Annotated in this window: 21 protein-coding genes; 10 read left to right on the forward strand and 11 right to left on the reverse strand. The window is 62.7% G+C overall.

Annotated features, from left to right (window positions below; all coding sequences use genetic code 11):
• Positions 1–13 precede the first annotated feature (13 nt).
• From accC to DSC91_RS23260, 6 genes are all read left to right on the forward strand, one after another.
• Positions 14–1,381 (forward strand): acetyl-CoA carboxylase biotin carboxylase subunit, encoded by a 1,368-nt coding sequence (gene accC, locus DSC91_RS23235; RefSeq protein WP_115781062.1) that lies wholly within the window; start codon positions 14–16, stop codon positions 1,379–1,381.
• 3 nt (positions 1,382–1,384) lie between these two features.
• Entirely contained in the window at positions 1,385–2,287 is a 903-nt protein-coding gene (gene prmA, locus DSC91_RS23240; RefSeq protein WP_115781063.1) for a 50S ribosomal protein L11 methyltransferase, read from the forward strand.
• 48 nt (positions 2,288–2,335) lie between these two features.
• Positions 2,336–3,664 carry a zinc-ribbon and DUF3426 domain-containing protein gene (locus tag DSC91_RS23245; RefSeq protein WP_115781064.1) on the forward strand — a complete coding sequence of 443 codons (1,329 nt, stop codon included), beginning with the start codon at positions 2,336–2,338 and terminating at the stop codon, positions 3,662–3,664.
• Positions 3,665–3,737: 73 nt separating this feature from the next.
• Positions 3,738–4,238, forward strand: a complete 501-nt coding sequence (tpx, locus tag DSC91_RS23250; protein WP_074285841.1) for a thiol peroxidase — start codon at positions 3,738–3,740, stop codon at positions 4,236–4,238.
• Between the two features lie 96 nt (positions 4,239–4,334).
• The gene (locus tag DSC91_RS23255; protein WP_115781065.1) at positions 4,335–5,273 is read left to right on the forward strand and encodes a carbohydrate kinase family protein; all 939 of its coding nucleotides are present in this window, start codon (positions 4,335–4,337) and stop codon (positions 5,271–5,273) included.
• 25 nt (positions 5,274–5,298) lie between these two features.
• Positions 5,299–5,775: an outer membrane lipoprotein gene (locus DSC91_RS23260; RefSeq protein ID WP_115781066.1), complete on the forward strand. Its 477-nt coding sequence runs from the start codon at positions 5,299–5,301 to the stop codon at positions 5,773–5,775.
• Between the two features lie 341 nt (positions 5,776–6,116).
• Here the strand turns inward: DSC91_RS23260 and DSC91_RS23265 are convergent, their stop codons facing one another.
• The 7 genes from DSC91_RS23265 to DSC91_RS23295 all read right to left on the reverse strand — a co-directional run bounded on the left by DSC91_RS23265 (position 6,117) and on the right by DSC91_RS23295 (position 14,509).
• Entirely contained in the window at positions 6,117–6,731 is a 615-nt protein-coding gene (locus DSC91_RS23265) for a histone H1-like repetitive region-containing protein (RefSeq protein ID WP_115781067.1), read from the reverse strand.
• 30 nt (positions 6,732–6,761) lie between these two features.
• Positions 6,762–7,088 (reverse strand): hypothetical protein, encoded by a 327-nt coding sequence (locus tag DSC91_RS23270; RefSeq protein ID WP_115781068.1) that lies wholly within the window; start codon positions 7,086–7,088, stop codon positions 6,762–6,764.
• Positions 7,089–7,173: 85 nt separating this feature from the next.
• Positions 7,174–8,409 carry a ribonucleotide-diphosphate reductase subunit beta gene (locus DSC91_RS23275; protein WP_115781069.1) on the reverse strand — a complete coding sequence of 412 codons (1,236 nt, stop codon included), beginning with the start codon at positions 8,407–8,409 and terminating at the stop codon, positions 7,174–7,176.
• A gap of 689 nt (positions 8,410–9,098) precedes the next feature.
• Positions 9,099–12,104 (reverse strand): ribonucleoside-diphosphate reductase subunit alpha, encoded by a 3,006-nt coding sequence (locus tag DSC91_RS23280; RefSeq protein ID WP_115781070.1) that lies wholly within the window; start codon positions 12,102–12,104, stop codon positions 9,099–9,101.
• 524 nt (positions 12,105–12,628) lie between these two features.
• Entirely contained in the window at positions 12,629–13,225 is a 597-nt protein-coding gene (gene ampD, locus DSC91_RS23285; RefSeq protein ID WP_115781071.1) for a 1,6-anhydro-N-acetylmuramyl-L-alanine amidase AmpD, read from the reverse strand.
• Positions 13,222–13,572 carry a PP0621 family protein gene (locus tag DSC91_RS23290; RefSeq protein ID WP_115781072.1) on the reverse strand — a complete coding sequence of 117 codons (351 nt, stop codon included), beginning with the start codon at positions 13,570–13,572 and terminating at the stop codon, positions 13,222–13,224. The genes ampD and DSC91_RS23290 overlap by 4 nt, the downstream gene beginning before the upstream one ends.
• A 10-nt stretch (positions 13,573–13,582) precedes the next feature.
• Positions 13,583–14,509, reverse strand: coding sequence for a cytochrome C assembly family protein (locus DSC91_RS23295; protein WP_115781073.1), 927 nt, complete (start codon positions 14,507–14,509; stop codon positions 13,583–13,585).
• A gap of 81 nt (positions 14,510–14,590) precedes the next feature.
• On the opposite strand from DSC91_RS23295, the gene ffh reads away from it, so the two are divergent.
• On the forward strand, positions 14,591–15,958 hold the full coding sequence (ffh, locus tag DSC91_RS23300) for a signal recognition particle protein (protein ID WP_115781074.1): 1,368 nt from the start codon (positions 14,591–14,593) through the stop codon (positions 15,956–15,958).
• 143 nt (positions 15,959–16,101) lie between these two features.
• Entirely contained in the window at positions 16,102–16,653 is a 552-nt protein-coding gene (locus DSC91_RS23305; RefSeq protein ID WP_115781075.1) for a hypoxanthine-guanine phosphoribosyltransferase, read from the forward strand.
• Between the two features lie 140 nt (positions 16,654–16,793).
• Here the strand turns inward: DSC91_RS23305 and DSC91_RS23310 are convergent, their stop codons facing one another.
• Positions 16,794–17,393 (reverse strand): MarC family protein, encoded by a 600-nt coding sequence (locus DSC91_RS23310; protein ID WP_115781076.1) that lies wholly within the window; start codon positions 17,391–17,393, stop codon positions 16,794–16,796.
• 12 nt (positions 17,394–17,405) lie between these two features.
• Positions 17,406–19,142, reverse strand: a complete 1,737-nt coding sequence (locus tag DSC91_RS23315; RefSeq protein WP_115781077.1) for a proline--tRNA ligase — start codon at positions 19,140–19,142, stop codon at positions 17,406–17,408.
• A 372-nt stretch (positions 19,143–19,514) separates the two neighbouring features.
• Here DSC91_RS23315 and DSC91_RS23320 point away from each other — a divergent pair, with 372 nt between their 5' ends.
• The gene (locus DSC91_RS23320) at positions 19,515–20,258 is read left to right on the forward strand and encodes an RNA pyrophosphohydrolase (RefSeq protein ID WP_115781078.1); all 744 of its coding nucleotides are present in this window, start codon (positions 19,515–19,517) and stop codon (positions 20,256–20,258) included.
• Positions 20,259–20,334: 76 nt separating this feature from the next.
• Positions 20,335–20,892, forward strand: a complete 558-nt coding sequence (locus tag DSC91_RS23325) for a CNP1-like family protein (RefSeq protein ID WP_115783453.1) — start codon at positions 20,335–20,337, stop codon at positions 20,890–20,892.
• Positions 20,893–21,005: 113 nt separating this feature from the next.
• Here the strand turns inward: DSC91_RS23325 and proB are convergent, their stop codons facing one another.
• A complete protein-coding gene (gene proB / locus DSC91_RS23330; protein WP_093645233.1) occupies positions 21,006–22,124 on the reverse strand; it encodes a glutamate 5-kinase in 1,119 nt (372 codons plus the stop codon).
• 70 nt (positions 22,125–22,194) lie between these two features.
• Positions 22,195–23,307: an Obg family GTPase CgtA gene (gene cgtA / locus DSC91_RS23335; protein WP_115781079.1), complete on the reverse strand. Its 1,113-nt coding sequence runs from the start codon at positions 23,305–23,307 to the stop codon at positions 22,195–22,197.
• Positions 23,308–23,359: the final 52 nt, after the last annotated feature.

The raw sequence follows: 23,359 nt of genomic DNA on the forward strand, positions 1-23,359 counted from the left end.
TCGAAAACCCGCTATGTTTGAAAAAATTCTCATTGCCAATCGTGGCGAGATCGCGCTTCGTATCCAGCGCGCCTGCCGCGAACTCGGCGTCAAGACGGTCGTCGTCTATTCGGAAGCCGACAAGGAAGCCAAGTACGTGAAGCTCGCCGACGAGGCGGTCTGTATCGGCCCGGCGCCTTCGAATCTGAGCTACCTGAACATGCCGGCGCTGATTAGCGCGGCAGAAGTGACGGACGCCGAAGCGATTCACCCCGGCTACGGCTTCCTGTCGGAAAACGCCGATTTCGCCGAACGCGTCGAGCAGTCCGGCTTCACCTTTATCGGCCCGCGCCCGGAAACCATCCGGATGATGGGCGACAAGGTGACCGCCAAGCAAACCATGATCAAGACGGGCGTGCCCTGCGTCCCGGGTTCGGAAGGCGCGTTGCCGGAAGATCCGAAAGAGATCGTGAAAATTGCCCGCCAGGTCGGCTATCCGGTGATCATCAAAGCCGCCGGCGGCGGCGGTGGCCGGGGCATGCGCGTGGTCCACACGGAAGCGGCGCTGGTCAACGCGGTCAATATGACGCGCGAAGAAGCCGGCCGGGCGTTCGGCAACCCGCAGGTCTACATGGAGAAATTCCTGGAGAACCCGCGGCACATCGAAATTCAGGTGTTGTCGGATTCGTTCAAGAACGCGGTCTGGCTGGGCGAGCGCGATTGCTCGATGCAGCGCCGCCACCAGAAGGTGATCGAAGAAGCGCCGGCGCCGGGCATTGCGCGCCGCCTGATCGACCGCATCGGCGATCGCTGCGCGGACGCCTGCAAGAAGATGGGCTATCTTGGCGCGGGTACGTTCGAGTTCCTGTACGAAAACGGCGAGTTCTACTTCATCGAAATGAACACGCGCGTGCAGGTCGAGCATCCGGTGACCGAGCTGATCACGGGCGTCGACATCGTTCAGGAACAGATCCGCATCGCGGCCGGCGAGAAACTCGCCTTCCGTCAGCGCGACATCGTGTTCAAGGGCCATGCAATCGAATGCCGGATCAACGCGGAAGATCCGTTCAAGTTCACGCCGTCGCCGGGACGTTTGACGTCGTGGCATATGCCGGGCGGCCCCGGCATCCGCGTCGATTCGCACGCCTACAATGGCTATTTCGTGCCGCCGAACTATGATTCGATGATCGGCAAGCTGATCGCTTACGGCGCGACGCGCGAACAGGCGATCAAGCGGATGCGCATCGCGCTGTCGGAAATGGTCGTCGAAGGCATTTCGACCAACATCCCGCTGCACCGCGAATTGATGCTGGACGCGAAGTTCGTCGAAGGCGGTACCAGCATTCATTACCTCGAAAACCGGCTGGCCGCGAAACAGCAAGCCGCGCCGGAAGAAGCATAAGTCATGAGCTACCGGGAACTGATCGCCGAGCTGGCACGCGAGCACGCGGAGGAATTCTCCGACGCGCTGCTCGAGCTGGGCGCGCTGTCCGTATCGGTTGAAGATGCGGACGCCGATACGCCCGACGAGCAGCCGCTGTTCGGCGAGCCCGGTCTCACGCCGGATCGCACGGCGTGGCAGCGTTCACGCGTGATCGCCCTGCTCGCGCCGGAACACGAGCCGGCTGTGCTGCTGATGGCGGCGGCCAATGAGTTGGGACTGGAAACCGCACCGTCGTTTACCGTGCGCGAGGTCGAAGAGCAGGATTGGGTGCGTCTCACGCAGTCGCAATTCGATCCGATTCCGATCGGCGAGCGCATCTGGGTCGTGCCCTCGTGGCACGATGCACCGGACCCCGACGCACTCGTGCTGGAACTCGACCCAGGCCTCGCATTCGGAACCGGCAGCCATCCCACCACGCGCCTGTGCATGGAATGGCTGGAGCAATCGGTGAAGCCGGAGCAATCCGTGCTCGACTACGGCTGCGGCTCGGGCATCCTCGCGATCCTCGCGAAGAAGTGCGGCGCCAACCCGGTCTACGGCATCGATATCGACCCGCAAGCGGTCGAATCGGCGCGTCACAACAGCGAGCGCAACCGGGCGGAAGTCACGTATGGTTTGCCTGACGAATGCCCTACCGGCGAGTTCGACATCGTGGTCGCCAACATCCTGTCCAATCCGCTCAAGCTGATGGCCTCGATGCTGTCGTCGAAGGTCAAGCCGGGCGGCCGGATCGCGTTGTCAGGCATTCTGGCGCGCCAGGCGGACGAAGTGGCGCAGGTCTATTCGCGATGGATCGACATCGGCGTATGGCGCGAACACGAAGGTTGGGTATGCCTGACGGGAACGCGCCGCGAAAGCCATTAGAATAAGGCGTATTGTCCAACCAACGGCCTTTCGGCTTACCGGCTCAATATGCTCCTGGCGACGCGTTGCCCCTTCTGCGAAACCGTCTTCCGCCTGCAACCGGCGCAGCTCGCGCTGCGCCGCGGTCTCGTGCGCTGTGGGCATTGCCATGAAGTATTCGACGCATCGAGCAGCCTGTTCGAACTGGACGAGCACGGCGACTTCTCGTCCGCCAAGCCCGTTGCCGCGGCTGCGGCGATCGAGGCGTTGTCCGGCGTACGCCCCAAAGACCCCGATTTCAGCGCTGAAGCATGGGATCCGTGGGCGCCGGCGCCCGACGCCGCGATCGACAACCGCCTGCTTCACAACGCCAGCAATCTGCCGCTTACGCCGGTCTCCACCGGCGCAGGCATCGCTGTCACGCCGCGCCACGCAACCGAGCCGGAACTGCCGGCGAGCGCCTTCACCACACCGATTCCTCCCGACGACGAACCCAGTCTGGCGAGCGCGCCGCCCGACCCTCTCGCCCACTCGGCCCACGCGGCCGAGGCGCCCGCGGACGTCCCGAGTGAACCTGCCGCCAGCAAGGCCGATCTGTCTGCGGAGGCCGCGCCGCGAGTCTGGCACAAGACCGAACGCGCTTCTGGACACCTCGCTGATGCCGACGAGCCGGTTTTGAACGAGCCCTCCCCCTTGCGGGGCATTCCCGACAATGAACCGCATTTCGGTGCGGCCGGAACAGGTCGAGCCGGCCCAGGCGGCCCTGCAGGCATAGGTGCGGCGGCCGGCGCGGGCGGCGGCTCGACGCCGGGTCCGGCCACATTTGGATCAAGCGGCGAACCCTTTTCCGTCCAGCCGGTACATGACGGCGTCGATCCCTTCCCGGTGGTACGCGAAACACGCCCGGCCGAACCGCGCCGCCTCGGCTGGATCATCTTCGGCTCGGCGGTCGCCGGGCTCTTCGCGATCGCCCTGCTCGCGCAACTTGCCTGGTGGCAGCGCGAAACCGTGCAGGTCTTCTTCCCACGTTCGCAGACGCTCTACGCAAAAGCCTGCGCGCAGCTCGGCTGTCAGATCACGCCGCCGCACGACATCGACGGCTTGCAGGTCGAGCCGTCCGATCTGCGGCAGATCGACGGCCCGCACAAGCTCGAACTGAAGATGCCGCTGCGCAACCGCTCCAATATTGCGCTGGCCTACCCGGCCATCGAACTCACGCTGCTCGACGACCAGAACAATGTCGCCGTGCGACGCGTGCTGTGGCCGCAAGACTACGTCGCACCCGGCACGCCGATCGCGGCCGGACTGCCGGCACACACGACCCAGACCATGATCGTGCACCTCGACACGGGCAATGCGGTCGCGTCCAATTTCCGCGTACAGATTTTTTATCCGTAACGCATCCTCGCGCGCCCGGTACCGACCGGGCGTATTCACCGTCATCACTGACGAATTTTCGGAGCACGACAACATGAGTCAAGTCACGCTGGGTGGCAACCCGATCGAAGTAGCCGGCACGTTCCCGACCGTGGGCCAGAATGCCCCCGCCTTCTCGCTGGTCGGCAAGGATCTGAAGCCGGTATCGCTGGCCGACTTCGCCGGCAAGCGCAAGGTGCTGAACATCGTCCCGAGCCTCGACACGCCGACCTGCGCCACGTCGACCCGCAAGTTCAACGAGGCTGCGGCCAAGCTGAGCAACACCGCTGTGATCGTGGTGTCGGGCGACCTGCCGTTCGCCGCATCGCGCTTCTGCACGACCGAAGGCATCGAGAACGTCGTGACGGCGTCCACGTTCCGCGGCCATGAGTTCGCGCAAGCCTACGGCGTCGATGTCACGAGCGGCCCGCTGACGGGTCTGACGGCACGCGCCGTGGTGGTGGTCGACGAGAACGACAAGGTCGTGCACGCTGAACTGGTCGGCGAGATCAAGAACGAGCCGAACTACGACGCAGCACTCGCCGCGCTGAAGTAAAACCTTCGCGCACGAACCCCGGCGCCGCGCTTCATGCGCGGCGCTGTCACGTCGTCGCGCCTATTCCCTTTATCGATTTTTACAGGAACGCTCGCCTTGGCTACGCTGATTTGCGGTTCGCTCGCCTACGACAACATCATGACTTTCGAAGGCCGCTTTCGGGATCACATCCTGCCGGAGCAGGTCCACATCCTGAACGTGAGCTTTCTCGTGCCGACGATGCGCCGCGAGTTCGGCGGCTGCGCGGGCAATATCGCCTATTCGCTGCATCTGCTGGGCGGCGATGCGCGCATCATGGGGACGCTCGGCGCGGTCGACGCGCAGCCCTACATGGACCGCTTCAAGCAACTCTGCCTGTCGACGGAAAGCGTGCTTCTCGTGCCGAACACCCACTCGGCGCAAGCAATGATCACCACCGATCTGGAAAACAATCAGATCACCGCGTTCCACCCCGGCGCGATGATGCAGTCTCATCTGAATCGCGCCGACGAAGCGAAGAACATCACGCTCGCTATCGTCGGGCCTGACGGCTACGACGGCATGATCCAGCATTCCGAGCACCTGGCAGCGGCCGGCGTGCCGTTTATCTTCGATCCGGGTCAAGGTTTGCCGCTGTTTGACGGCGAATCGCTACGCCGCATGATTGAACTTGCTACTTATGTAGCTGTCAACGATTACGAAGCCAAACTGGTGAGCAACAAAACGGGCTGGTCGATCGAAGAGATCGCCGGCAAGGTCGAGGCGCTGGTTATCACGCTCGGCGAACAAGGCGCACAGATCCATCACGCCGGCGGTATCGAAGAGATTCCCGCGGTAAAGGCGCAGCAGGTGCTCGATCCTACAGGCTGTGGCGACGCGTTTCGCGGCGGCTTGCTGTACGGCATCGAGAACAAGCTGGGCTGGGCGACCACCGGGCGGCTCGCGAGCCTGATGGGCGCGCTGAAGATCGAACACCAGGGCCCGCAAAACTACGCGCCCAGCCGGGCGGAGATCAACGAACGGTTCAAGCAGGCGTTCGGATACGACCTGCAGTAATACCGCAAGCTATTGGAGTTAGGGAATGAGAATAACGAGTCGCCTGGTCGTGGCCGCCTTGATTGCCGGTTCGCTGGCCATGTCGGGGTGTGCGTACAACAGCAGTTCCGCAGACGTCTACACGGCATCGCAGGCACAGCGTGAAGAGACGGTCCGCATGGGCACGGTCGACAGCGTTCGGGCCGTGAAGATCAGTTCGAACAACGGCCAGCCGAGCGGCCTGGGCGCGATCGGCGGCGGCGCATTGGGCGCGGTGGCCGGCAGCGCGATCGGCGGCGGACGCGGCTCGATCGTGACGGGCATCATCGGCGGCCTGGCCGGCGCGGTGGCGGGCAATGCGGTCGAGAACGGCGTCGCGGTGCACGACGGTCTCGAGATCACCGTGCGACTCGATAACGGCGACATGCGCGCCATCACGCAAAGCGCCACCGGCGAAATCTTCCGCGCCGGCGAGCGCGTGCGACTGCTCTCCAGCGGCGGCGTCACACGCGTCACGCACTAAAGTTTCCCCTCTCGTGCGGTCGCGCTTCACGCGCCGCCGCGACGACCTCAAACGCATGTCCGCCCCCGTCGACCGGAGTTAGCGCTTTAGCGCTTACTCCGGTCCCATGCAATGTGGTCGCGGTGCATGCGTTTTTTTCGCCCGCAGATTTGACGCGTTCCTTGTAGCCGGCGCCTTCGCCAGATAAAAAAAATCCCGTCGCCAGAAACCCGGCAACGGGACCCTGACCGAGTAGCGCTCGGTCTTGCTGCTACAAGCGCTACTCGATCATCGACACAGGATACAGCGTGTCGAAGTACTTCTACCGCTCATTGGCCACTCATCGGCCACTCGACGGCCAATTACGGACGGCTGCCCGTCGGGAACGGCCATGCCGCTGCCGGGTTCAGCGCGGTCTTCACCGTCGCCGCCGGTGCGCTCGAGACAGAAGTCGCAGCGGGTGCAGGAGCCGCCTTCTTGGCGACAGCCTTCTTCGCAGGGGCAGCCTTCTTGGCAGGAGCAGCAGCCTTCTTCGCGGCAGCCTTCTTGGCAGGCGCAGCCTTTTTAGCGGCAGCCTTTTTCGCAGGCGCAGCTTTCTTGGCAGCAGCCTTTTTCGCAGGCGCAGCCTTCTTGGCAGCAGCCTTCTTAGCCGGCGCCTTCTTTGCTGCGGCCTTCTTCGCCGGTGCTGCCTTCTTTGCTGCAACCTTCTTCACTGCGGCCTTCTTAGCCGGCGCTGCCTTCTTTGCCGGTGCCTTCTTCGCTGCAACCTTCTTCACGGCGACTTTCTTGGCTGCAACCTTCTTGGCCGGCGCAGCTTTCTTCGCTGCAACCTTCTTAGCCGGTGCCGCCTTCTTCGCTGCAACCTTCTTCACTGCGACTTTCTTTGCAGCGACTTTTTTCGCCGGAGCGGCCTTCTTTGCCGGAGCAGCTTTCTTTGCTGCGGGTTTCTTAGCTGCGGCTTTCTTGATCGTTGCCATCATTTTCTCCTTCAGGTTTTCAGATGAGAGTCAGTTCAAACTACACCCTTCGTCAAAACCCGCTTCCCGCGGACGCTTCTCAGGGCGCGCGCTACGAAGCGGGCTATTCATCGGCGTACGCAGGTGCTGCGCGCTTACGCTAATGAATGCGGTAAGGCGCGCCGTGCCCTTGGGCACCGCGCGCCAGATCTGGTCGGCGCTGGATCTCAGCGCCGGCAATTGCTTGATCGGGCCGCTGGCGGCGACGCCAGCGGCTTTTTCCGGGGGGAAGTTTGCCCATCCCACTGAAGGGTTCGCAAAGTGCCAGCCATGTTTGTGGGCCGCGAAGGCACGCGACGCACCGGGCACAATTTGCATCAGGCGGTTCTGCTCCTAACTAAATTGCCGCGGCCGAAGCCTGCCGGCATCCCCAAAATGAATGCATCTGCGACACGAACCCGGATCACTCCCAGGTCAGCGCGCCGCCAGTCTGATATTCGATCACTCGCGTCTCGAAGAAGTTGCGTTCCTTCTTCAGGTCGATCATCTCGCTCATCCACGGGAACGGGTTTTCCTCGTTCGGGTACAGCGGATCGAGACCGATCTGCTGGCAACGGCGGTTGCAGATGAAGCGCAGATAGCTCTTGAACATCGACGCATTGAGGCCGAGCACCCCGCGCGGCATCGTATCTTCTGCGTAACGATATTCAAGTTCGACCGCTTGCTGGAAGATCTCGCGGATTTCCGCGCGGAACTCAGCCGTCCAGAGTTGCGGGTTTTCGAGTTTGATCTGGTTGATCAGGTCGATGCCGAAGTTGCAGTGCATCGACTCGTCGCGCAGGATGTACTGGTACTGTTCCGCCGCGCCGGTCATCTTGTTCTGACGACCCAGCGCCAGGATTTGCGTAAAGCCGACGTAGAAGAACAGGCCTTCCATCACACAGGCGAACACGATCAGCGAGCGCAGCAGGGTCTGGTCTGCCTCGAGCGTGCCGGTCTTGAAGGCCGGGTCGGTCAGCACGTGGATGTACGGAATCAGGAATTCGTCTTTCGCGCGGATCGAGGGGACCTCGTGATACGCGTTGAAGATTTCGCCTTCGTCGAGGCCCAGGGATTCGACGATGTACTGGTAAGCGTGCGTGTGAATCGCCTCTTCGAACGCCTGGCGCAGCAGGAACTGGCGGCATTCGGGCGCCGTAATGTGGCGGTAGGTGCCCAGCACGATATTGTTGGCGGCGAGGGAATCGGCCGTCACGAAGAAGCCCAGGTTGCGCTTGACGATGCGGCGCTCGTCTTCGGTCAGACCGTTCGGGTCTTTCCAGAGGGCGATGTCGCGCGACATGTTCACTTCTTGCGGCATCCAGTGGTTGGCGCAGCCAGCCAGATACTTTTCCCAGGCCCACTTGTATTTGAACGGCACCAACTGATTGACGTCGGTCTGGCCGTTGATGATGCGCTTGTCGGCGACATTGACTCGCGCTTCCGAAACGGCAGCCGTTCCAGCTGCCGCGTTGGTCACATGAGCGACGGGAGCGACAGCGATGTCGTTCGCGAAGATGTCTTGAGCCGAGGGAGCATGAGGAGCGGAACGCGTTCCGACTTGCGAACCGACAGCCGATCCCGCAGCGTTGCGCAACACATTCTGTTGCGTAGCGCTCGAGGGAGTTACGGCAGTGATCTCGTCATCCCAGTTGAGCATAAATGTCACCATCAATTTAGAACGGTTTGTACCATCTTTTCACGAGCGATAAAAGAGTTCGCTGATGAAAAATCCTGTTTTCGATTCGCGTTGCTACGTTCATACAACACTTTGTTCAACAGACTGTGTGTATCGCCTCATGTGAAGCGTGTTGAACGCGTGTCGTCGAGGTGCTTCGCGAGCTCGAAGAGCAACGTGTCGAAGCGACGTTTCGCTGCTCTATCTATCTGTATTGCGGAGCGTGCTTGCAGCGTTTTGCGATTGCTTCCTGCTGTCTCGCCGACGCGGCGGTTGCCTCGTGCTTGCCTGCTCGTCCGTGCTGGCGAGGTGAAGTTCAATGCAAGGTCGAGCGATGCATCGGGCCGGCTGTGTCGACCGACCATCGACCGGAGCGTTTGCTGAGCGCTTCATGTCGAGCGCTTCGTCTGTGGTGCCGATTGCTGACTGCGTCATCTACTACGCGCTTACTGCTTGTCTGTCGCTTCACGGCTTCGGTTGCTTGCCGTGCTTCGCTGCTTTTCGACGAGCGGCGCAACGTCGATTTCGTTTCGCCGCGCCGCTCATCCACTTCGCTTGTGCATCACTTCTGTCAGGCTGGCGATCGCTGCATGCGGGTCTTTACCTACCGCCCTCAGTCAGGCAGCGATCCTGCCGCCTGCTTCGTGCTTGCCTAACGATCGCCACGCGTCTTACTGGCAAGCCTCGCACTCGTCGAAACCAGGATCGCCCGGGCGCATCATGCACACCGGCCCGTCCGCTTCCGGCGCTGCTTCGACCGCAACAGCGGGCGCTGCCGCCGCTACCTGGATGCCGCCCGATGCTGCACCGCCGCTCACGCCGAAGCCGCCGGCCGCGCCACCGCCGACACCACCGGCACCGCCCGACCCTTCGCCACCACCCGAGCTCACCGCGTTCAGCGCGCCGTGCGCCACCGTCGACTTCTCGACGTGAGTCGCTGCCATCGTGCGGAGGTAGTACGTCGTCTTCAGGCCGCGCACCCATGCGAGCTTGTAGATCTCGTCGAGCTTCTTGCCCGACGCGCCGCCCATATAGATGTTCAGCGACTGCGCCTGGTCGATCCACTTCTGACGACGCGACGCCGCCTCGACCAGCCACTTCGGATCGACTTCGAACGCGGTCGCGTAGATCGCGCGCAGGTCGGCCGGGATGCGGTCGATGCGCGACAGCGTGCCGTCGAAGTACTTCAGGTCGGCGACCATCACTTCGTCCCACAGACCGCGTTCCTTCAGGTCGCGCACCAGGTAGTCGTTGACCACCGTGAACTCGCCCGACAGATTCGACTTCACATACAGATTCTGGAACGTCGGTTCGATACAGGCCGACACGCCGATGATGTTCGAGATCGTCGCCGTCGGCGCGATCGCGATGCAGTTCGAGTTGCGCATGCCGTAGGTGGCGATGCGCGAACGCAGTTCGGTCCAGTCCATCGATTCGCTCGAATCGACTTCGACATACCCGCCGCGCGCTTCGGCCAGCAGCTTCACCGAGTCTTGCGGGAGGATGCCGCGATCCCACAGCGAGCCGCGGTAGCTGGAGTAACGGCCGCGCTCCTGCGCCAGTTCGGTCGACGCGTAGTAAGCGTAGTAGCAAACCGCTTCCATCGACGTATCGGCGAACGCGACCGCCTCTTGCGACGCGTACGGCGTGCGCAGCAGGTGCAGGCAGTCCTGGAAGCCCATGATGCCCATGCCGACCGGGCGGTGCTTCAGGTTCGAGTTACGCGCCTTGGCCACCGCGTAGTAATTGATGTCGATCACGTTGTCGAGCATGCGCATCGCGACGCTGACGGTGCGCTTGAGCTTGTCGTGGTCGAGCACCAGGGTGCCGTCGGCCTGTTCCTTCAGGTGAGCGACGAGGTTCACCGAGCCCAGGTTGCAGACGGCGATTTCGGTGTCGCTGGTGTTCAGCGTGATTTCCGTGCACAGGTTCGACGAGTGGACGACGCCGACGTGCTGTTGCGGCGAGCGCACATTGCACGGATCCTTGAACGTGATCCACGGGTGGCCGGTTTCGAACAGCATGCCCAGCATCTTGCGCCACAGTTGCGCCGCCGGAACCTTCTTGAACAGCTTGATCTCGCCGCGCGCGACCTTGTCCTCGTAAGCCGTGTAAGCCGTTTCGAACTCAGCACCGAACTTGTCGTGCAGGTCCGGGCAGGTGGACGGCGAGAACAGCGTCCAGTCGCCGCCTTCGTGCACGCGCTTCATGAACAGGTCGGGAATCCAGTTCGCCGTGTTCATGTCATGGGTGCGGCGACGGTCGTCGCCCGTGTTCTTGCGCAGCTCGAGGAATTCCTCGATGTCCAGGTGCCACGTTTCCAGGTACGCGCAGACCGCGCCCTTGCGCTTGCCGCCCTGGTTGACCGCCACCGCCGTGTCGTTGACGACCTTCAGGAACGGCACGACGCCTTGCGACTTGCCGTTGGTGCCCTTGATGTGCGAGCCGAGCGCACGCACGCGCGTCCAGTCGTTGCCCAGACCGCCGGCGAACTTCGACAGCAGCGCGTTTTCCTTCAGCGCTTCGTAGATGCCGTCGAGGTCGTCGTCGACCGTGGTCAGGTAGCACGACGACAGTTGCGAGCGGCGGGTGCCCGAGTTGAACAGCGTGGGCGTGGACGACATGAAGTCGAAGCTCGACAGCACGTTGTAAAACTCGATCGCGCGCGCTTCGCGGTCGATCTCGTTCAGCGACAGACCCATCGCGACACGCATAAAGAATGCCTGCGGCATTTCGATGCGCACGCCGTCGTGATGCAGGAAGTAGCGGTCGTACAGTGTTTGCAGGCCGAGGTAGCCGAATTGCAGGTCGCGGTTGTTGTCGAGCGCGGCGCCGAGGCGCTTCAGGTCGAACTGCAGCAGCTTGTCGTCGAGCAGCTCGGCTTGCACGCCGCGCTTGATGAATTGCGGGAAGTACTCGGCGTAGCGCTCGCCCATTTCCGTTTGCGTGACTTCCTCTTCGAGGATCTCGCGGCGGATCGTGTGCAGCAGGATGCGGGCGGTGACCTGGCTATAAGCCGGGTCTTTTTCGATCATCGTGCGGGCAGCCAGGATCGCCGAGTCGTAGACCTGGGTCATCGGCACGCCGTCGTACAGATTTTTGACCGTTTCCGCGATGATCGGATCGGCGCTCACGGCGTCGCCCAGGTTCGAGCAAGCCAGTTCGATGATGCCGCGCAGCGCAGCCAGATCGAGCGGGCGCGTCACGCCGTTGTCCGTGACGTTCAGACCCGGCGCGCTGGCGGCGACCTGCTCGTCATGACCGCGGGCTTGCGTGCGCTTCTCGCGATACAGCACGTACGCACGCGCGACGTTGTGCTCGCCGCCGCGCATCAGCGCGAGTTCGACCTGATCCTGGATGTCTTCAATATGGAACGTGCCGCCGTTCGGACGGCTGCGCACAAGTGCGCGCACCACGTTCTGCGTAAGTTGCTCGACCAGTTCGCGCACGCGCGCCGACGCCGCGCCTTGACCACCGTTGACGGCCAGAAATGCCTTCGTCACGGCAATGGCGATTTTCGACGGCTCGAACGACACCACGCTGCCGTTACGACGGATCACCTTGTAGTCGGCGTAGGTCACTTGCGGCGCGAGCGCTTGTGCGCCTTGTGCCTGGCCAAAGGCCTGGCCAGTCGGTGAGCCCTCGTACCGGGTCGTCACGTTGTCGGTGGTTTGCATGTGCAAAGCTCCTGGTCCTGGAAATGTTGCGGGAAGATCCGCGGATTAAAACGAACGCTGCGCCGCCGCGTGCGCATGCGATGGGGTGCAGGAAAAAGGCCGGCTGAGCCGGGTGGCGGGATGCGACAGCGATGAAGCCTGATTCGAATTGGTAACGGTCTTCATCACGTGTGTCGCGATCACTTGCTGGCCTTTTTCTGAATGTTTCTGGACGCTGCCGGTTCTCTCGACCCGCCACGCCGCAGGAATTTTTCGCTGCCTGGAATGCTTGCGGCGCCGTACTCGGAGAGCGGGGCGCCGCGGACTTATGCACTCAGTTATGCACAGAGTTATACACACCAGACACAAGATCTAGTGCGAAACTGAATTTCTGGCACCAAGTATAGTGTAGTTTCAGGACAGGTCAAATCGTTTTATTTGCTTTCGGAGGCTTGACTTTTGGATGGCGCGACGCGCAGCCGACTCCCCGGAGAACAAGGCAGCGCCTTGTTCTCCACGCATCGCGTGAACGCGCGCGAAGGTCGTTACGGCGTTTTGGAAAACTTGAGATAGGGGAAGTACCGATCCGCCAACGCGGTGTCGCGCTGCAGACGCTGCCACTCGAAATAGGGCCCTGGATCGGTCTTGCGGCCGGGGGCAATGTCCGAGTGACCGGCGAGCCCTTCGACCGGATAGCGAGCCTTGAGCGCCGTCACAAGCGCCCCGAGCGTGCAGTATTGCGCTGCTTCGAAAGCAGTCGTGTCACTGCCCTCCAGCTCGATGCCAATCGAGAAATCGTTGCAGCGCTCGCGGCCGAAAAAATTCGACGGGCCGGCGTGCCATGCCCGTTCGTTGCAGGACACAAATTGCTCGAGCGCGCCGTCGCGATGAATCACGAAATGCGCCGACACCCGCACGCCGCGCAGATGCGAGTCGTAGTACGGGTGAGCGTCGCAGTCGAGTGTGTTCAGGAACAGGTCGGCGATCGCCGTGCCGCCGAACTCATTGGGCGGCAGGCTGATGTTGTGGACGACGATCAGCGTCGGCACGGCCCCTTCGGGCCTCGCTTCGAAATTCGGCGAGGGCAGTTTGCGTGCGGCGGCGACCCAACCGTCGGCATCGACGGTGAACGCGACGCTCATCGAGCGTCGCGGCCCGTGGGACGCGCGCCGTGACGCTGCGCGTGCGCGGCGCTGCAGAACGGCTGCCCGCCCACCACCACGGAGTCGCTCTTGGGCGCGTGCACGCCGCACTCGGCGCAGCGGATCATCGGCTCGGCGAGCTGCGGCTGCGCTTGCCGCGCATTGGGCCCACGCGCGCGGCCATTCGGCCCGCTCTGGCCTCTTGCACCGTTGGCACCGCCGGCGCCCGCCGCGCCATTGGCGCCTGCGCCGGTGCGTTGCGACGCTTGCGCGTCATGACGACGCAGCGCCTTGACCAGCCACTGGCCAACGATAAACAACAGGATCAGCAGAAAAATTTGTCGCATGGCAGGACACTCACACTACAGCACGGTGCAACAGCACCTCGAATACAAAACGGCTGCCTACGTACGCCAGCAACAACGCGACGAACGACGCCAGCACCCAGCGCAATGCCGCGCGGCCGCGCCAGCCGGAAACCTTGCGCGCAGTCAGCAGCGCGCCGAACATCACCCAGGAAAGAATCGCGAAGACCGTCTTGTGATCGAGCCGCAAGGCACGGTCGACCAGCTGCTCGCTGAACAGGATGCCCGACACCAGCGTCAGCGTGAGCAGCACGAAGCCGGCGCCGATCAAACGGAACAGCAGCTTTTCAAGAGTCAGCAGCGGCGGCAAGGTATCGAGCCAGCTCGACAGCCAGCCGTTGCCCGCCGCAGCCGCATTGCGTTGCGACATGCCGCCGCGCATGGCATGCAGACGCCGCTCGACCAGCAGCATCAGAATCGCGTGCAGCGCTGCGATCGCGAACAAACCGTACGCGATATTGGCGATCAGGAAGTGCAGCTTGAACATCGGCGCCGCCGAATACGGCAGCACGCGCACGCCATTGAACGCCAGTGGCAATAAGGAGGCGACGCAAGCGAGCGGCAACACCAGCAGGCGCAGGCCGTCGAGCGGAAAGAAAAAGCTCTCGATCCAGTAAATGCCGGCGCCGAGCCAGAACATCGCCGACAGCGCGAACGCGAAGCCGAACACCATCGCGTTTTGGGGAAAGATGGTGGTGTGCAGCAGCGCGCCGTGGGCGAGCAGCGCGACAAACAGCAGCGCGCGGCCCGAGGTGCTCATGCCCGAGGCCGCCGATGAGGTCAATGCGCCCGCAGCGACGGGCACCGGCGGCACGCTCTCGAGCATGGGGCGCAACGCGGCGTGCCGGTGCGAGCGCCATCCGACCACGGCGAGACCGCCGTAGAGGAGCGCAGTGAGGGCATACAGTACAATATCCATATTCGAAGTTTACACTAGGCCCCTGCTCCGCGACGTCTCCCGCATCGCGCCCCGCTCCGGCCGCACAGTTCATCGCTCCCCATGCTCGATAATCTGACTCAACGGATGGCGCGCGTCGTCAAGACGCTGCGCGGCGAAGCCCGGCTCACCGAGGCGAACACCCAGGAAATGCTGCGCGAGGTGCGTCTCGCGCTCCTCGAGGCGGACGTGGCGCTGCCGGTCGTGCGCGAGTTCATCGCCAAGGTAAAGGAAAAAGCGCTCGGCGAGGAGGTGATCAGCAGCCTGTCGCCGGGTCAGGCGCTGGTCGGCGTGGTGCAGCGCGAGCTGACCGCGATCATTGGCGGCGACTATGAAGGCAAGGCGGTCGAACTGAATCTCGCCGTCACGCCGCCGGCCGTCATCCTGATGGCGGGCCTGCAAGGCGCCGGCAAAACGACCACGGTCGGCAAGCTCGCCAAGCTCCTGCGCGAGAAGTACAAGAAGAAGGTTCTCACCGTGTCGTGCGACGTCTACCGCCCGGCTGCTATCGCGCAGTTGAAGACGGTGACCGAGCAGGTCGGCGCGGACTTCTTCCCGTCGGAACCGGATCAGAAGCCGGTGGATATCGCGATCGCCGCGGTGGATTGGGCCAAGCGCCACTACCACGACGTGCTGCTGGTCGACACGGCCGGCCGTCTGGGTATCGACGAAGCGATGATGCAGGAGATCGCCGCGCTGCACAGCACGCTGAAACCGGCGGAAACGCTGTTCGTCGTCGACGCGATGCTCGGCCAGGATGCGGTCAACACCGCGAAGGCCTTTAGCGACGCATTGCCGCTCACCGGCGTCGTCCTCACCAAGCTCGACGGCGACTCCCGCGGTGGTGCCGCGCTCTCCGTGCGTCACGTGACGGGCAAGCCGATCAAGTTTGTCGGCGTCGCCGAGAAGCTCGACGGCCTCGAAGTTTTCTATCCGGATCGAATGGCGAACCGGATTCTCGGCATGGGCGACATTCTCGCCCTCGTCGAAGAAGCGCAACGCGGCGTGGATGTCCAGGCCGCGCAGAAGCTCGCCGACAAGGTCAAGAAAGGCGGCGACTTCGACCTCAACGATTTCCGCGCGCAACTCACGCAGATGAAGAGCATGGGCGGCCTGTCGTCGCTGATGGACAAGCTGCCCGCGCAGTTCCAGCAGGCAGCGGCCGGCGCCAATATGGGCATGGCCGAATCGCAGATGCGCCGCATGGAAGGCATCATCAATTCGATGACGCCGTTGGAGCGCGCCAAGCCCGAGCTGATCAAGGCCACCCGCAAACGCCGCATTGCCGCCGGCGCGGGCGTGCAGGTGCAGGAAGTCAACCGCATGCTCAATCAGTACGACCAGATGCGCACGATGATGAAAAAGCTGAAGGGCGGCAATCTGCAAAAGATGATGCGCGGCATGAAGGGCATGATGCCCGGCATGCGCTAAGCTTTAGCAAGACGGCGGCGCGCGTGCTTCCGTGCACGGACAACGGCACGCGCGGCTGACTCCGGATTTGTGCGGGTTTATTCTGTACCGCACACCGCCGTTCTCACCCACACTATGTATACAGTTACCGCCCGTCAGACGTCATGAACCGCGAAGAAGCTCTCCACATTTTTAGCCACTCCGAAGAAATCGTTTCGGCCGACGACGTCAACGCGTCGATCAGCGGCATGGCGGCCGCCATCCGCGATGAGATGAGCGAAGACTTCCCGCTCGTGCTGTCGGTGATGGGCGGCGCGGCAGTGTTCACCGGCATGTTGTTGCCGCACCTCGATTTCCCGCTCGAGTTCGACTACATCCACCTGACCCGCTACCGCAACACCACCAAGGGTGGCAACGAGATGCAATGGCGCGTGGCGCCGGCTGAGTCGGTGAAGGATCGCGTCGTGCTGGTGCTCGACGACATCCTCGACGAAGGCGAGACCATGGCCGCGATCCGCGACCGCATCCTCGCAATGGGCGCGAAGCGCTTCCTGAGCGCGGTGCTGTGCGAGAAGATCATTCCGAAGGTCAAGCCGCTGCGCCCGGATTACTGCGGTTTCGAAGTGCCGGACCGCTACGTGTTCGGTTGCGGGATGGACGCCAAAGGCTACTGGCGCAACCTGCCGACCATTCGGGCGCTGACCGACGGCGCTTAAGGCCGGGTTGTTTTGGCGGCGCCTTTTTACGGCGCGCATCGGCGTAAAAAAAGCGGCTTGCGGGCCGCTTTTTGTTTGCCGGGCTGGTGATGGCGATACCACTGCTGCGCCGGCGTGCCGAACTCCGCACTGGAGCTTGCTCAAAGTTGATGCACAAAAGAGCGAATACCGCCGAGCATCATTTCAACCGAGATCGCCACCAGCACCAATCCCATCAGCCGTTCGAAGGCCATCATCGCGCGCTCGCCGAGCCACGCCTGAATCCGCTCCGCCAGCATCAGCACGATCGCGCAGACGATCATCGTGACAGTCAGCGCGCCGATCCACTCGAACATCTTGCCGGGCGCCTGCGACGTCAGCAGCATCACCGTTGCGAGCGCCGACGGGCCTGCCAATGCCGGAATGGCCAACGGGACGATCAGCGGCTCGCCGCCGCGCGTGTCGTTGCCGAACGGCCCGTCCGGATGCGGAAACACCATCCTGAGCGCGATCAGAAACAGCACGATCCCGCCGCCGATACGCAATGACTGGTCGGTCAGACTCATCATGCGCAGAAAACCGTCGCCGACCACCATGAAGATCAGCAGGATCGCAAAGGCGATCGCCACTTCACGCAGGATGACGATCGTGCGCCGCTTCGGCGACACGCCCCGCAGGCAACTGATAAAGAGCGGAATGTTGCCGAGCGGGTCTGTGATCAGAATCAGCAGGATCGTCGCGGACAGGAAGGTGTACTCCACCGTCCGCTCCGCTTAGCGGGCCAACGCGGCGCGAACCTTGCCGATCACCGTTTGGGCGGCGTCTTCGACCGGCAGCAGCGTTGCTTCGGCATCGCGGCGGCCTTGATACTCGAGCTTGCCGTCCTTCAGGCCACGATCGCCGATCACCAGACGATGCGGCACGCCGATAAGCTCCCAGTCGGCAAACATCACGCCCGGGCGCTCGCCGCGATCGTCAAGGATCACGTCGACACCCGCTTCGACCAACTCCGCGTACAGCTTGTCGGCCTGCTCACGCACGGCTTCGCTGCGGTCGTAACCCATCGGGCACAGCACGACCTCGAACGGCGCGATCGACTCCGGCCAGATGATGCCCTTGTCGTCGAAGTTCTGTTCGATCGCCGCGCCCAGAATACGTGTGATGCCGATACCGTAGCAGCCCATTTCCATCGGCTGCGGCTTGCCGGTTTCGTCGAGACAGGTCGCGTTCATCGCTTCCGAATACTTCGTGCCGAGCTGGAACACGTGGCCGACTTCAATGCCGCGGCAGATGTCGATCAGGCCCTTGCCGTCCGGCGACGGATCGCCCTTCTTCACATTGCGGATATCGGCGACGACCGGCTCCGGCAGATCGCGGCCCCAGTTCACACCAGTGGTGTGGTAATCCACTTCGTTCGTGCCCACCACGAAGTCGCTCATGTTCGCGACCGTGCGATCCGCGACGACCTTGATCGGCTTCTTCGTGTTGATCGGACCGAGGTAACCAGGCGGCGTGCCGAAGGTCTCGATGATCTCGGCTTCGGTCGCCATGCGGAAGTCCGCCAGACCCGGCAGCTTGCTTGCCTTGATCTCGTTCAGATCGTGATCGCCGCGCAGCATCAGCAACCAGATGGTCGGCTCGGCGCCTTCGTTTTCCGTGGCGAGAATGATCGACTTGATCGTGCGCTCGAGCGGAATGTTCAGCAGCTCGGCCACGGCCTCGCACTTCGCTTTACCCGGCGTTGCCGTCTTCTTCATCTCTTCGGTCGGTGCCGCGCGCTCCTTGTAAAGCGGCAGCGCTTCGGCCGCTTCGACATTCGCGGCGAAATCCGAGGTCGGGCAATAGGCGATCGCGTCTTCGCCGGTCTCGGCGATCACGTGGAACTCATGCGAGCCGCTGCCGCCGATCGAACCGTTGTCCGCTGCCACGGCGCGGAAATCCAGACCGAGGCGCGTGAAGACACGCACGTACGCCTCGTACATCTTGCGATACGACTCGCGCAGACCTTCCGCGTCCTTGTCGAACGAGTACGCGTCTTTCATGATGAACTCGCGGCCGCGCATCACGCCGAAGCGCGGACGGATTTCGTCGCGGAACTTCGTCTGGATCTGATAGAAATTCACCGGCAACTGGCGATAGCTCTTGATCTGGCCACGCGCGATATCCGTCACCACTTCTTCATGGGTCGGTCCGAGCACAAAATCGGATTGCTTGCGATCCTTGAAGCGCAGCAGCTCGGGGCCGTACTTTTCCCAGCGGCCCGATTCCTGCCACAGTTCGGCCGGCTGTACCGACGGCATCAACAGTTCGATCGCGCCTGCCCGGTTCATTTCTTCGCGCACGATGGCTTCCACCTTGCGGATCGAACGCAGCCCGACCGGCAGGTAGTTATAGATGCCACCGGCGACGCGGCGGATCATGCCGGCGCGCACCATGAGCTTGTGGCTGACGATCTCGGCGTCGGCGGGCGCTTCTTTCAGCGTGCCGATAAAGAAACGGGAAGCTTTCATTCAGATTTTCCAAAAGCGGCGGCTCCGGAGGGACCGCCCGAAAGGTGAAAACGGTGGGGAAACCGACACAGACCCGGCCTCGCGCCGGCACGAACTCGCCGCATATCCGGCCAAAGTCTGGCCAAAAATCCAGCTCGGACCTGGCAAACAGCCTGCGCATACCAGGCAAAACCCCGGCAAAACCGCCCCGATCGCGGCGCCGAAGCCACCGCGCAAAGCCTTTGCAGCAAGGGATAAGGCACGGAAAGACTGACAGGCTACCGCAAACGCGGGCCTTTTGCGGCGAATCGTTCCAATCTGGTGCGAATCGGTGCGTCGGGTCCGTTATCTGTTTATAATCAAAGCAATTTTAAAGGATTCGAAGGTGGTTGTATGCTGGATCGTGAAGGCTTTCGCCCGAACGTCGGCATCATCCTCTTGAACGCGCACAACGAGGTGTTTTGGGGCAAACGGCTCCGTGAACATTCCTGGCAGTTTCCGCAAGGGGGCATCAAGTACGGAGAGACCCCCGTGCAAGCGATGTATCGGGAGTTACACGAAGAGACCGGGCTGCTCCCTGAGCACGTCAAGGTGATTGGTCGCACGCGCGACTGGTTGCGTTACGAGGTGCCTGACAAGTTCATCAAGCGCGAAGTACGCGGTCATTACCGCGGCCAGAAACAAATCTGGTTTTTGCTCCGGATGGTTGGACGCGATTGCGACATATGCTTGCGCGCCACCGACCACCCTGAGTTCGATGCGTGGCGCTGGAACGAGTACTGGGTGCCGCTCGACTGTGTGATCGAGTTCAAGCGGGATGTATATCAGTTGGCGCTGACGGAGCTATCCCGTTTCATGCGCCGGGCTGCGCCGCGTGCGGAAAAACCTGGCGGGCACCATGGGCCGCGTTATCCCCGGATAGCGTCGTCGATGGAAAGTCCGCCGGATTCGACAATGATGACGGTCACCGCCTCGGTGACCACCCTCAGCATCGAAACGTCAATTCACACGACGATCGCGTCTGATTGCGGTCCGGAGTCCGGGTCGGTTGCCGAAGTTGGCTCCGCGCCGGAACCCGAAGACGAATCGGAGCGCGAAACCGCCAGCTCGCTGTTCCGCCCTGGCGTGCGCAATTAACAATCCTGTGCGGCTGTCCATGCCGCCTCTGCGGGTGCGGCTCAATGAGCCGCACCCGTATTTCGAGGAAACCATATTGAAAGCATTTGCTCTCGTCGTGGCGTGCGTCGCCACCGGCGCCCTGCTGGCTGGATGTTCGAGCGCCGGCAAACCCACCAACAAAGACGACAGCGCGTTTGCCTACCTGCTGGACCGGCCGAGCAACTGGGTAGAGAACAAGGTGGACACCTTGCCGCCGCTGCCCCAAGACTCGAATCTTCTGCCCTTCGACGTTTCCGGCAACACGCCGCTGCAGTTCGCGATCGATAAAAATTCGCTTAGCGTCGGCACCGACGGCGTGGTGCGCTACACCGTCGTCGTCACGAGTCCAAGCGGCGCGCGCAATGTGAACTACGAAGGGATTCGCTGCGACACATACGAGTGGCGCCAGTACGCGGGGCTGAACGCCGATCACGACGGCTGGGATCAAACCGTCGCCAACGACTTCAGACGCATCGAGAACGGCGCGCTGAACGCCTATCAGGCATCGCTGTATCAGGACTATCTGTGCGCGAACAAAATACCCACGGGCAACGCAAAGCAGATTGTCGAGAACATCCGCTACAAGCGCACGCAGACCTCGCTGATTCACTAACGCAGTTTTCGCGAGCGGACTTCCTCGAAAGTGGAAGCCGCCGCGAGCGTGAAAAAGCCGTTCCAGCTCACGCTGGAACGGCTTTTTTCTGTCGCGCGAATCTTGCTCGGGAGTCAGACCAGCACAAGATTGTCGCGATGAATCACCTCAGGCTCGAGCATATAACCGAGCACCGATTCAATGTCGCCGCTCGGACGCCGCTGGATCAGCTTGGTCTCCGCGCTGCTGTAGTTCGTCAGGCCCCGCGCGACTTCACGCCCTGCCGCGCTCAGGCATGCGATCACTTCGCCACGCGCAAACGCGCCCTGCACGCCGACGATACCGATCGGCAGCAAGCTCTTGCCGCCTTCGGTCAGCTTTTCGACTGCGCCATCGTCGATCACCACGTGGCCGCGCACCTGCAGGTGATCGGCCATCCATTGCTTGCGCGCGGCCATGCGTGCCGTGCGCGCGATCAACTGCGTGCCGATCGCCTCGCCCGAAGCCAGCCGGGACAACACATCTGCTTCACGCCCGCTCGCGATCACCGTATTGGCGCCGCTGTGCGCCGCGCGTTTAGCGGCAAGAATCTTGGTCAGCATGCCGCCGCGGCCCAGGCTCGAACCCGCGCCGCCCGCCATGGCTTCGAGTTCCGGCGCACCGGCGTCGGCCTGCTGGACGAGCGTTGCGTTTGGATCCTTGCGCGGGTCGGCAGTGAAAAGCCCCTGCTGATCCGTGAGGATAATGAGCGCATCGCCTTCGATCAGATTGGCGACCAAGGCGCCTAGCGTATCGTTGTCGCCGAACTTGATTTCGTCGGTGACGACCGTGTCGTTCTCGTTGATGATCGGCACGACGCCCAGCCGCAGCAGCGTCAGTAACGTGGACCGCGCGTTCAGATAGCGCTCGCGGTCGGCCAGGTCGGCGTGAGTCAGCAGAATCTGTGCGGTCTGGATCGAATGTTCGGCAAAACGGCTTTCGTAGACTTGTGCGAGACCCATTTGACCGACAGCCGCGGCCGCCTGCAATTCGTCGATTTCGCGTGGCCGCTTAGTCCAGCCGAGCCGCTGCATCCCTTCGGCAATGGCGCCTGAACTGACCAGCACCACTTCCTTGCCTTGCGCGCGCAGAGCGGCAATCTGCGCGGCCCAGCGGCCGATCGCAGCATGATCGAGGCCGCGCCCGTCATTCGTGACGAGGCTCGAGCCGACTTTCACTACCAATCGCCGTGAATCTGCGATAACGGAACGCATTGTGCGCGGTCTCCCAAGATGACGCGTCATGCATGCCGGCAGCCCTTGCAGGCGCCGGCGCTCAGGCTTGTTATTGCTGCGGGTCGACGCGCGAGTCGTCCGCCGCTTCCGGCTTTTCGCGGAAGCGCACGTCGGCAGCGAGATCTTCGGCTTCAGCCGCGCGCTGCGCGTCCGAATGGGCGGCGATGTGGTCATACACCGCGTAGCAAAGACTCTCGCAACCCTGGCCGGTCAGCGCCGAGATTTCGAACACCGGGCCGTCCCAGCCGAAGCCTTCGAGGAAGGCCGACACCCGCGCTTCGCGCTCGTCCTCCGGCACCATGTCGAGCTTATTGAGCACCAGCCAGCGCGGCTTCTCATAAAGCAGCTCGTCGTATTTGCGCAACTCGTTGACGATCGCCTTGGCTTCCGCGACCGGATCGACCGTCTCGTCGAACGGTGCGAGGTCGACGATATGCAGCAGCAAGCCCGTGCGCTGCAAGTGGCGCAGGAACTGGTGCCCCAGGCCGGCGCCTTCCGCCGCGCCTTCAATCAAACCGGGAATGTCGGCGATCACGAAGCTGCGGCTCGGACCGACGCGCACCACGCCGAGATTCGGCGCGAGCGTCGTGAACGGATAGTCCGCGATCTTCGGCCGCGCGTTCGACACCGACGAGATAAAAGTCGACTTGCCGGCATTCGGCATGCCGAGCAGACCGACATCGGCCAGCACTTTCAATTCGAGGCGTACCATGCGGCGCTCGCCAGGCTTGCCGTCGGTTTTCTGACGCGGCGCGCGGTTCGTACTGGATTTGAAATGCAGGTTACCGAGACCGCCCGCGCCGCCTTGCGCGATCTGCACGCTCTGGTTGTGCTCGGTCAAGTCGGCGATCAGCTCGCCGGTTTCCATGTCGGTGATGGTCGTGCCGACCGGCATGCGCAGCGTGATATCGTCGCCGCCCTTGCCGTAGCAGTCCGCGCCGCGGCCGTTTTCGCCGTTGCGCGCCAAATGTTTTTTCGCGTAGCGGTAGTCGATCAGCGTGTTGATGTTGCGGTCTGCAACCGCGATCACGCTGCCGCCCCGGCCGCCATCGCCGCCGTCCGGGCCGCCGAACGGAACGAATTTCTCGCGGCGCATCGACGCGCTGCCATCCCCTCCGTCGCCGGCGATGACTTCAATCCTCGCTTCGTCAATGAACTTCATGCGTAACTCCGTCCCGTGGTGTACTGCTAGATGGTGCTGCTGGGTTGATGCT

This window comes from Paraburkholderia caffeinilytica (genome assembly GCF_003368325.1).
GTDB lineage: Bacteria > Pseudomonadota > Gammaproteobacteria > Burkholderiales > Burkholderiaceae > Paraburkholderia > Paraburkholderia caffeinilytica.

Bases quoted from the DNA above. Each gene is read 5' to 3' on its own strand.
- DSC91_RS23280 (WP_115781070.1), bottom strand. From the start codon at position 12,104: ATGCAAACCACCGACAACGTGACGACCCGGTACGAGGGCTCACCGACT.
- DSC91_RS23265 (WP_115781067.1), bottom strand. From the start codon at position 6,731: ATGGCAACGATCAAGAAAGCCGCAGCTAAGAAACCCGCAGCAAAGAAA.
- ffh (WP_115781074.1), top strand. From the start codon at position 14,591: ATGCTCGATAATCTGACTCAACGGATGGCGCGCGTCGTCAAGACGCTG.
- proB (WP_093645233.1), bottom strand. From the start codon at position 22,124: ATGCGTTCCGTTATCGCAGATTCACGGCGATTGGTAGTGAAAGTCGGC.
- DSC91_RS23305 (WP_115781075.1), top strand. From the start codon at position 16,102: ATGAACCGCGAAGAAGCTCTCCACATTTTTAGCCACTCCGAAGAAATC.
- DSC91_RS23290 (WP_115781072.1), bottom strand. From the start codon at position 13,572: ATGCGACAAATTTTTCTGCTGATCCTGTTGTTTATCGTTGGCCAGTGG.
- DSC91_RS23275 (WP_115781069.1), bottom strand. From the start codon at position 8,409: ATGCTCAACTGGGATGACGAGATCACTGCCGTAACTCCCTCGAGCGCT.
- prmA (WP_115781063.1), top strand. From the start codon at position 1,385: ATGAGCTACCGGGAACTGATCGCCGAGCTGGCACGCGAGCACGCGGAG.
- cgtA (WP_115781079.1), bottom strand. From the start codon at position 23,307: ATGAAGTTCATTGACGAAGCGAGGATTGAAGTCATCGCCGGCGACGGA.
- tpx (WP_074285841.1), top strand. From the start codon at position 3,738: ATGAGTCAAGTCACGCTGGGTGGCAACCCGATCGAAGTAGCCGGCACG.
- DSC91_RS23320 (WP_115781078.1), top strand. From the start codon at position 19,515: ATGCTGGATCGTGAAGGCTTTCGCCCGAACGTCGGCATCATCCTCTTG.
- DSC91_RS23260 (WP_115781066.1), top strand. From the start codon at position 5,299: ATGAGAATAACGAGTCGCCTGGTCGTGGCCGCCTTGATTGCCGGTTCG.
- ampD (WP_115781071.1), bottom strand. From the start codon at position 13,225: ATGAGCGTCGCGTTCACCGTCGATGCCGACGGTTGGGTCGCCGCCGCA.
- DSC91_RS23245 (WP_115781064.1), top strand. From the start codon at position 2,336: ATGCTCCTGGCGACGCGTTGCCCCTTCTGCGAAACCGTCTTCCGCCTG.
- DSC91_RS23315 (WP_115781077.1), bottom strand. From the start codon at position 19,142: ATGAAAGCTTCCCGTTTCTTTATCGGCACGCTGAAAGAAGCGCCCGCC.
- DSC91_RS23270 (WP_115781068.1), bottom strand. From the start codon at position 7,088: ATGCAAATTGTGCCCGGTGCGTCGCGTGCCTTCGCGGCCCACAAACAT.
- DSC91_RS23295 (WP_115781073.1), bottom strand. From the start codon at position 14,509: ATGGATATTGTACTGTATGCCCTCACTGCGCTCCTCTACGGCGGTCTC.
- accC (WP_115781062.1), top strand. From the start codon at position 14: ATGTTTGAAAAAATTCTCATTGCCAATCGTGGCGAGATCGCGCTTCGT.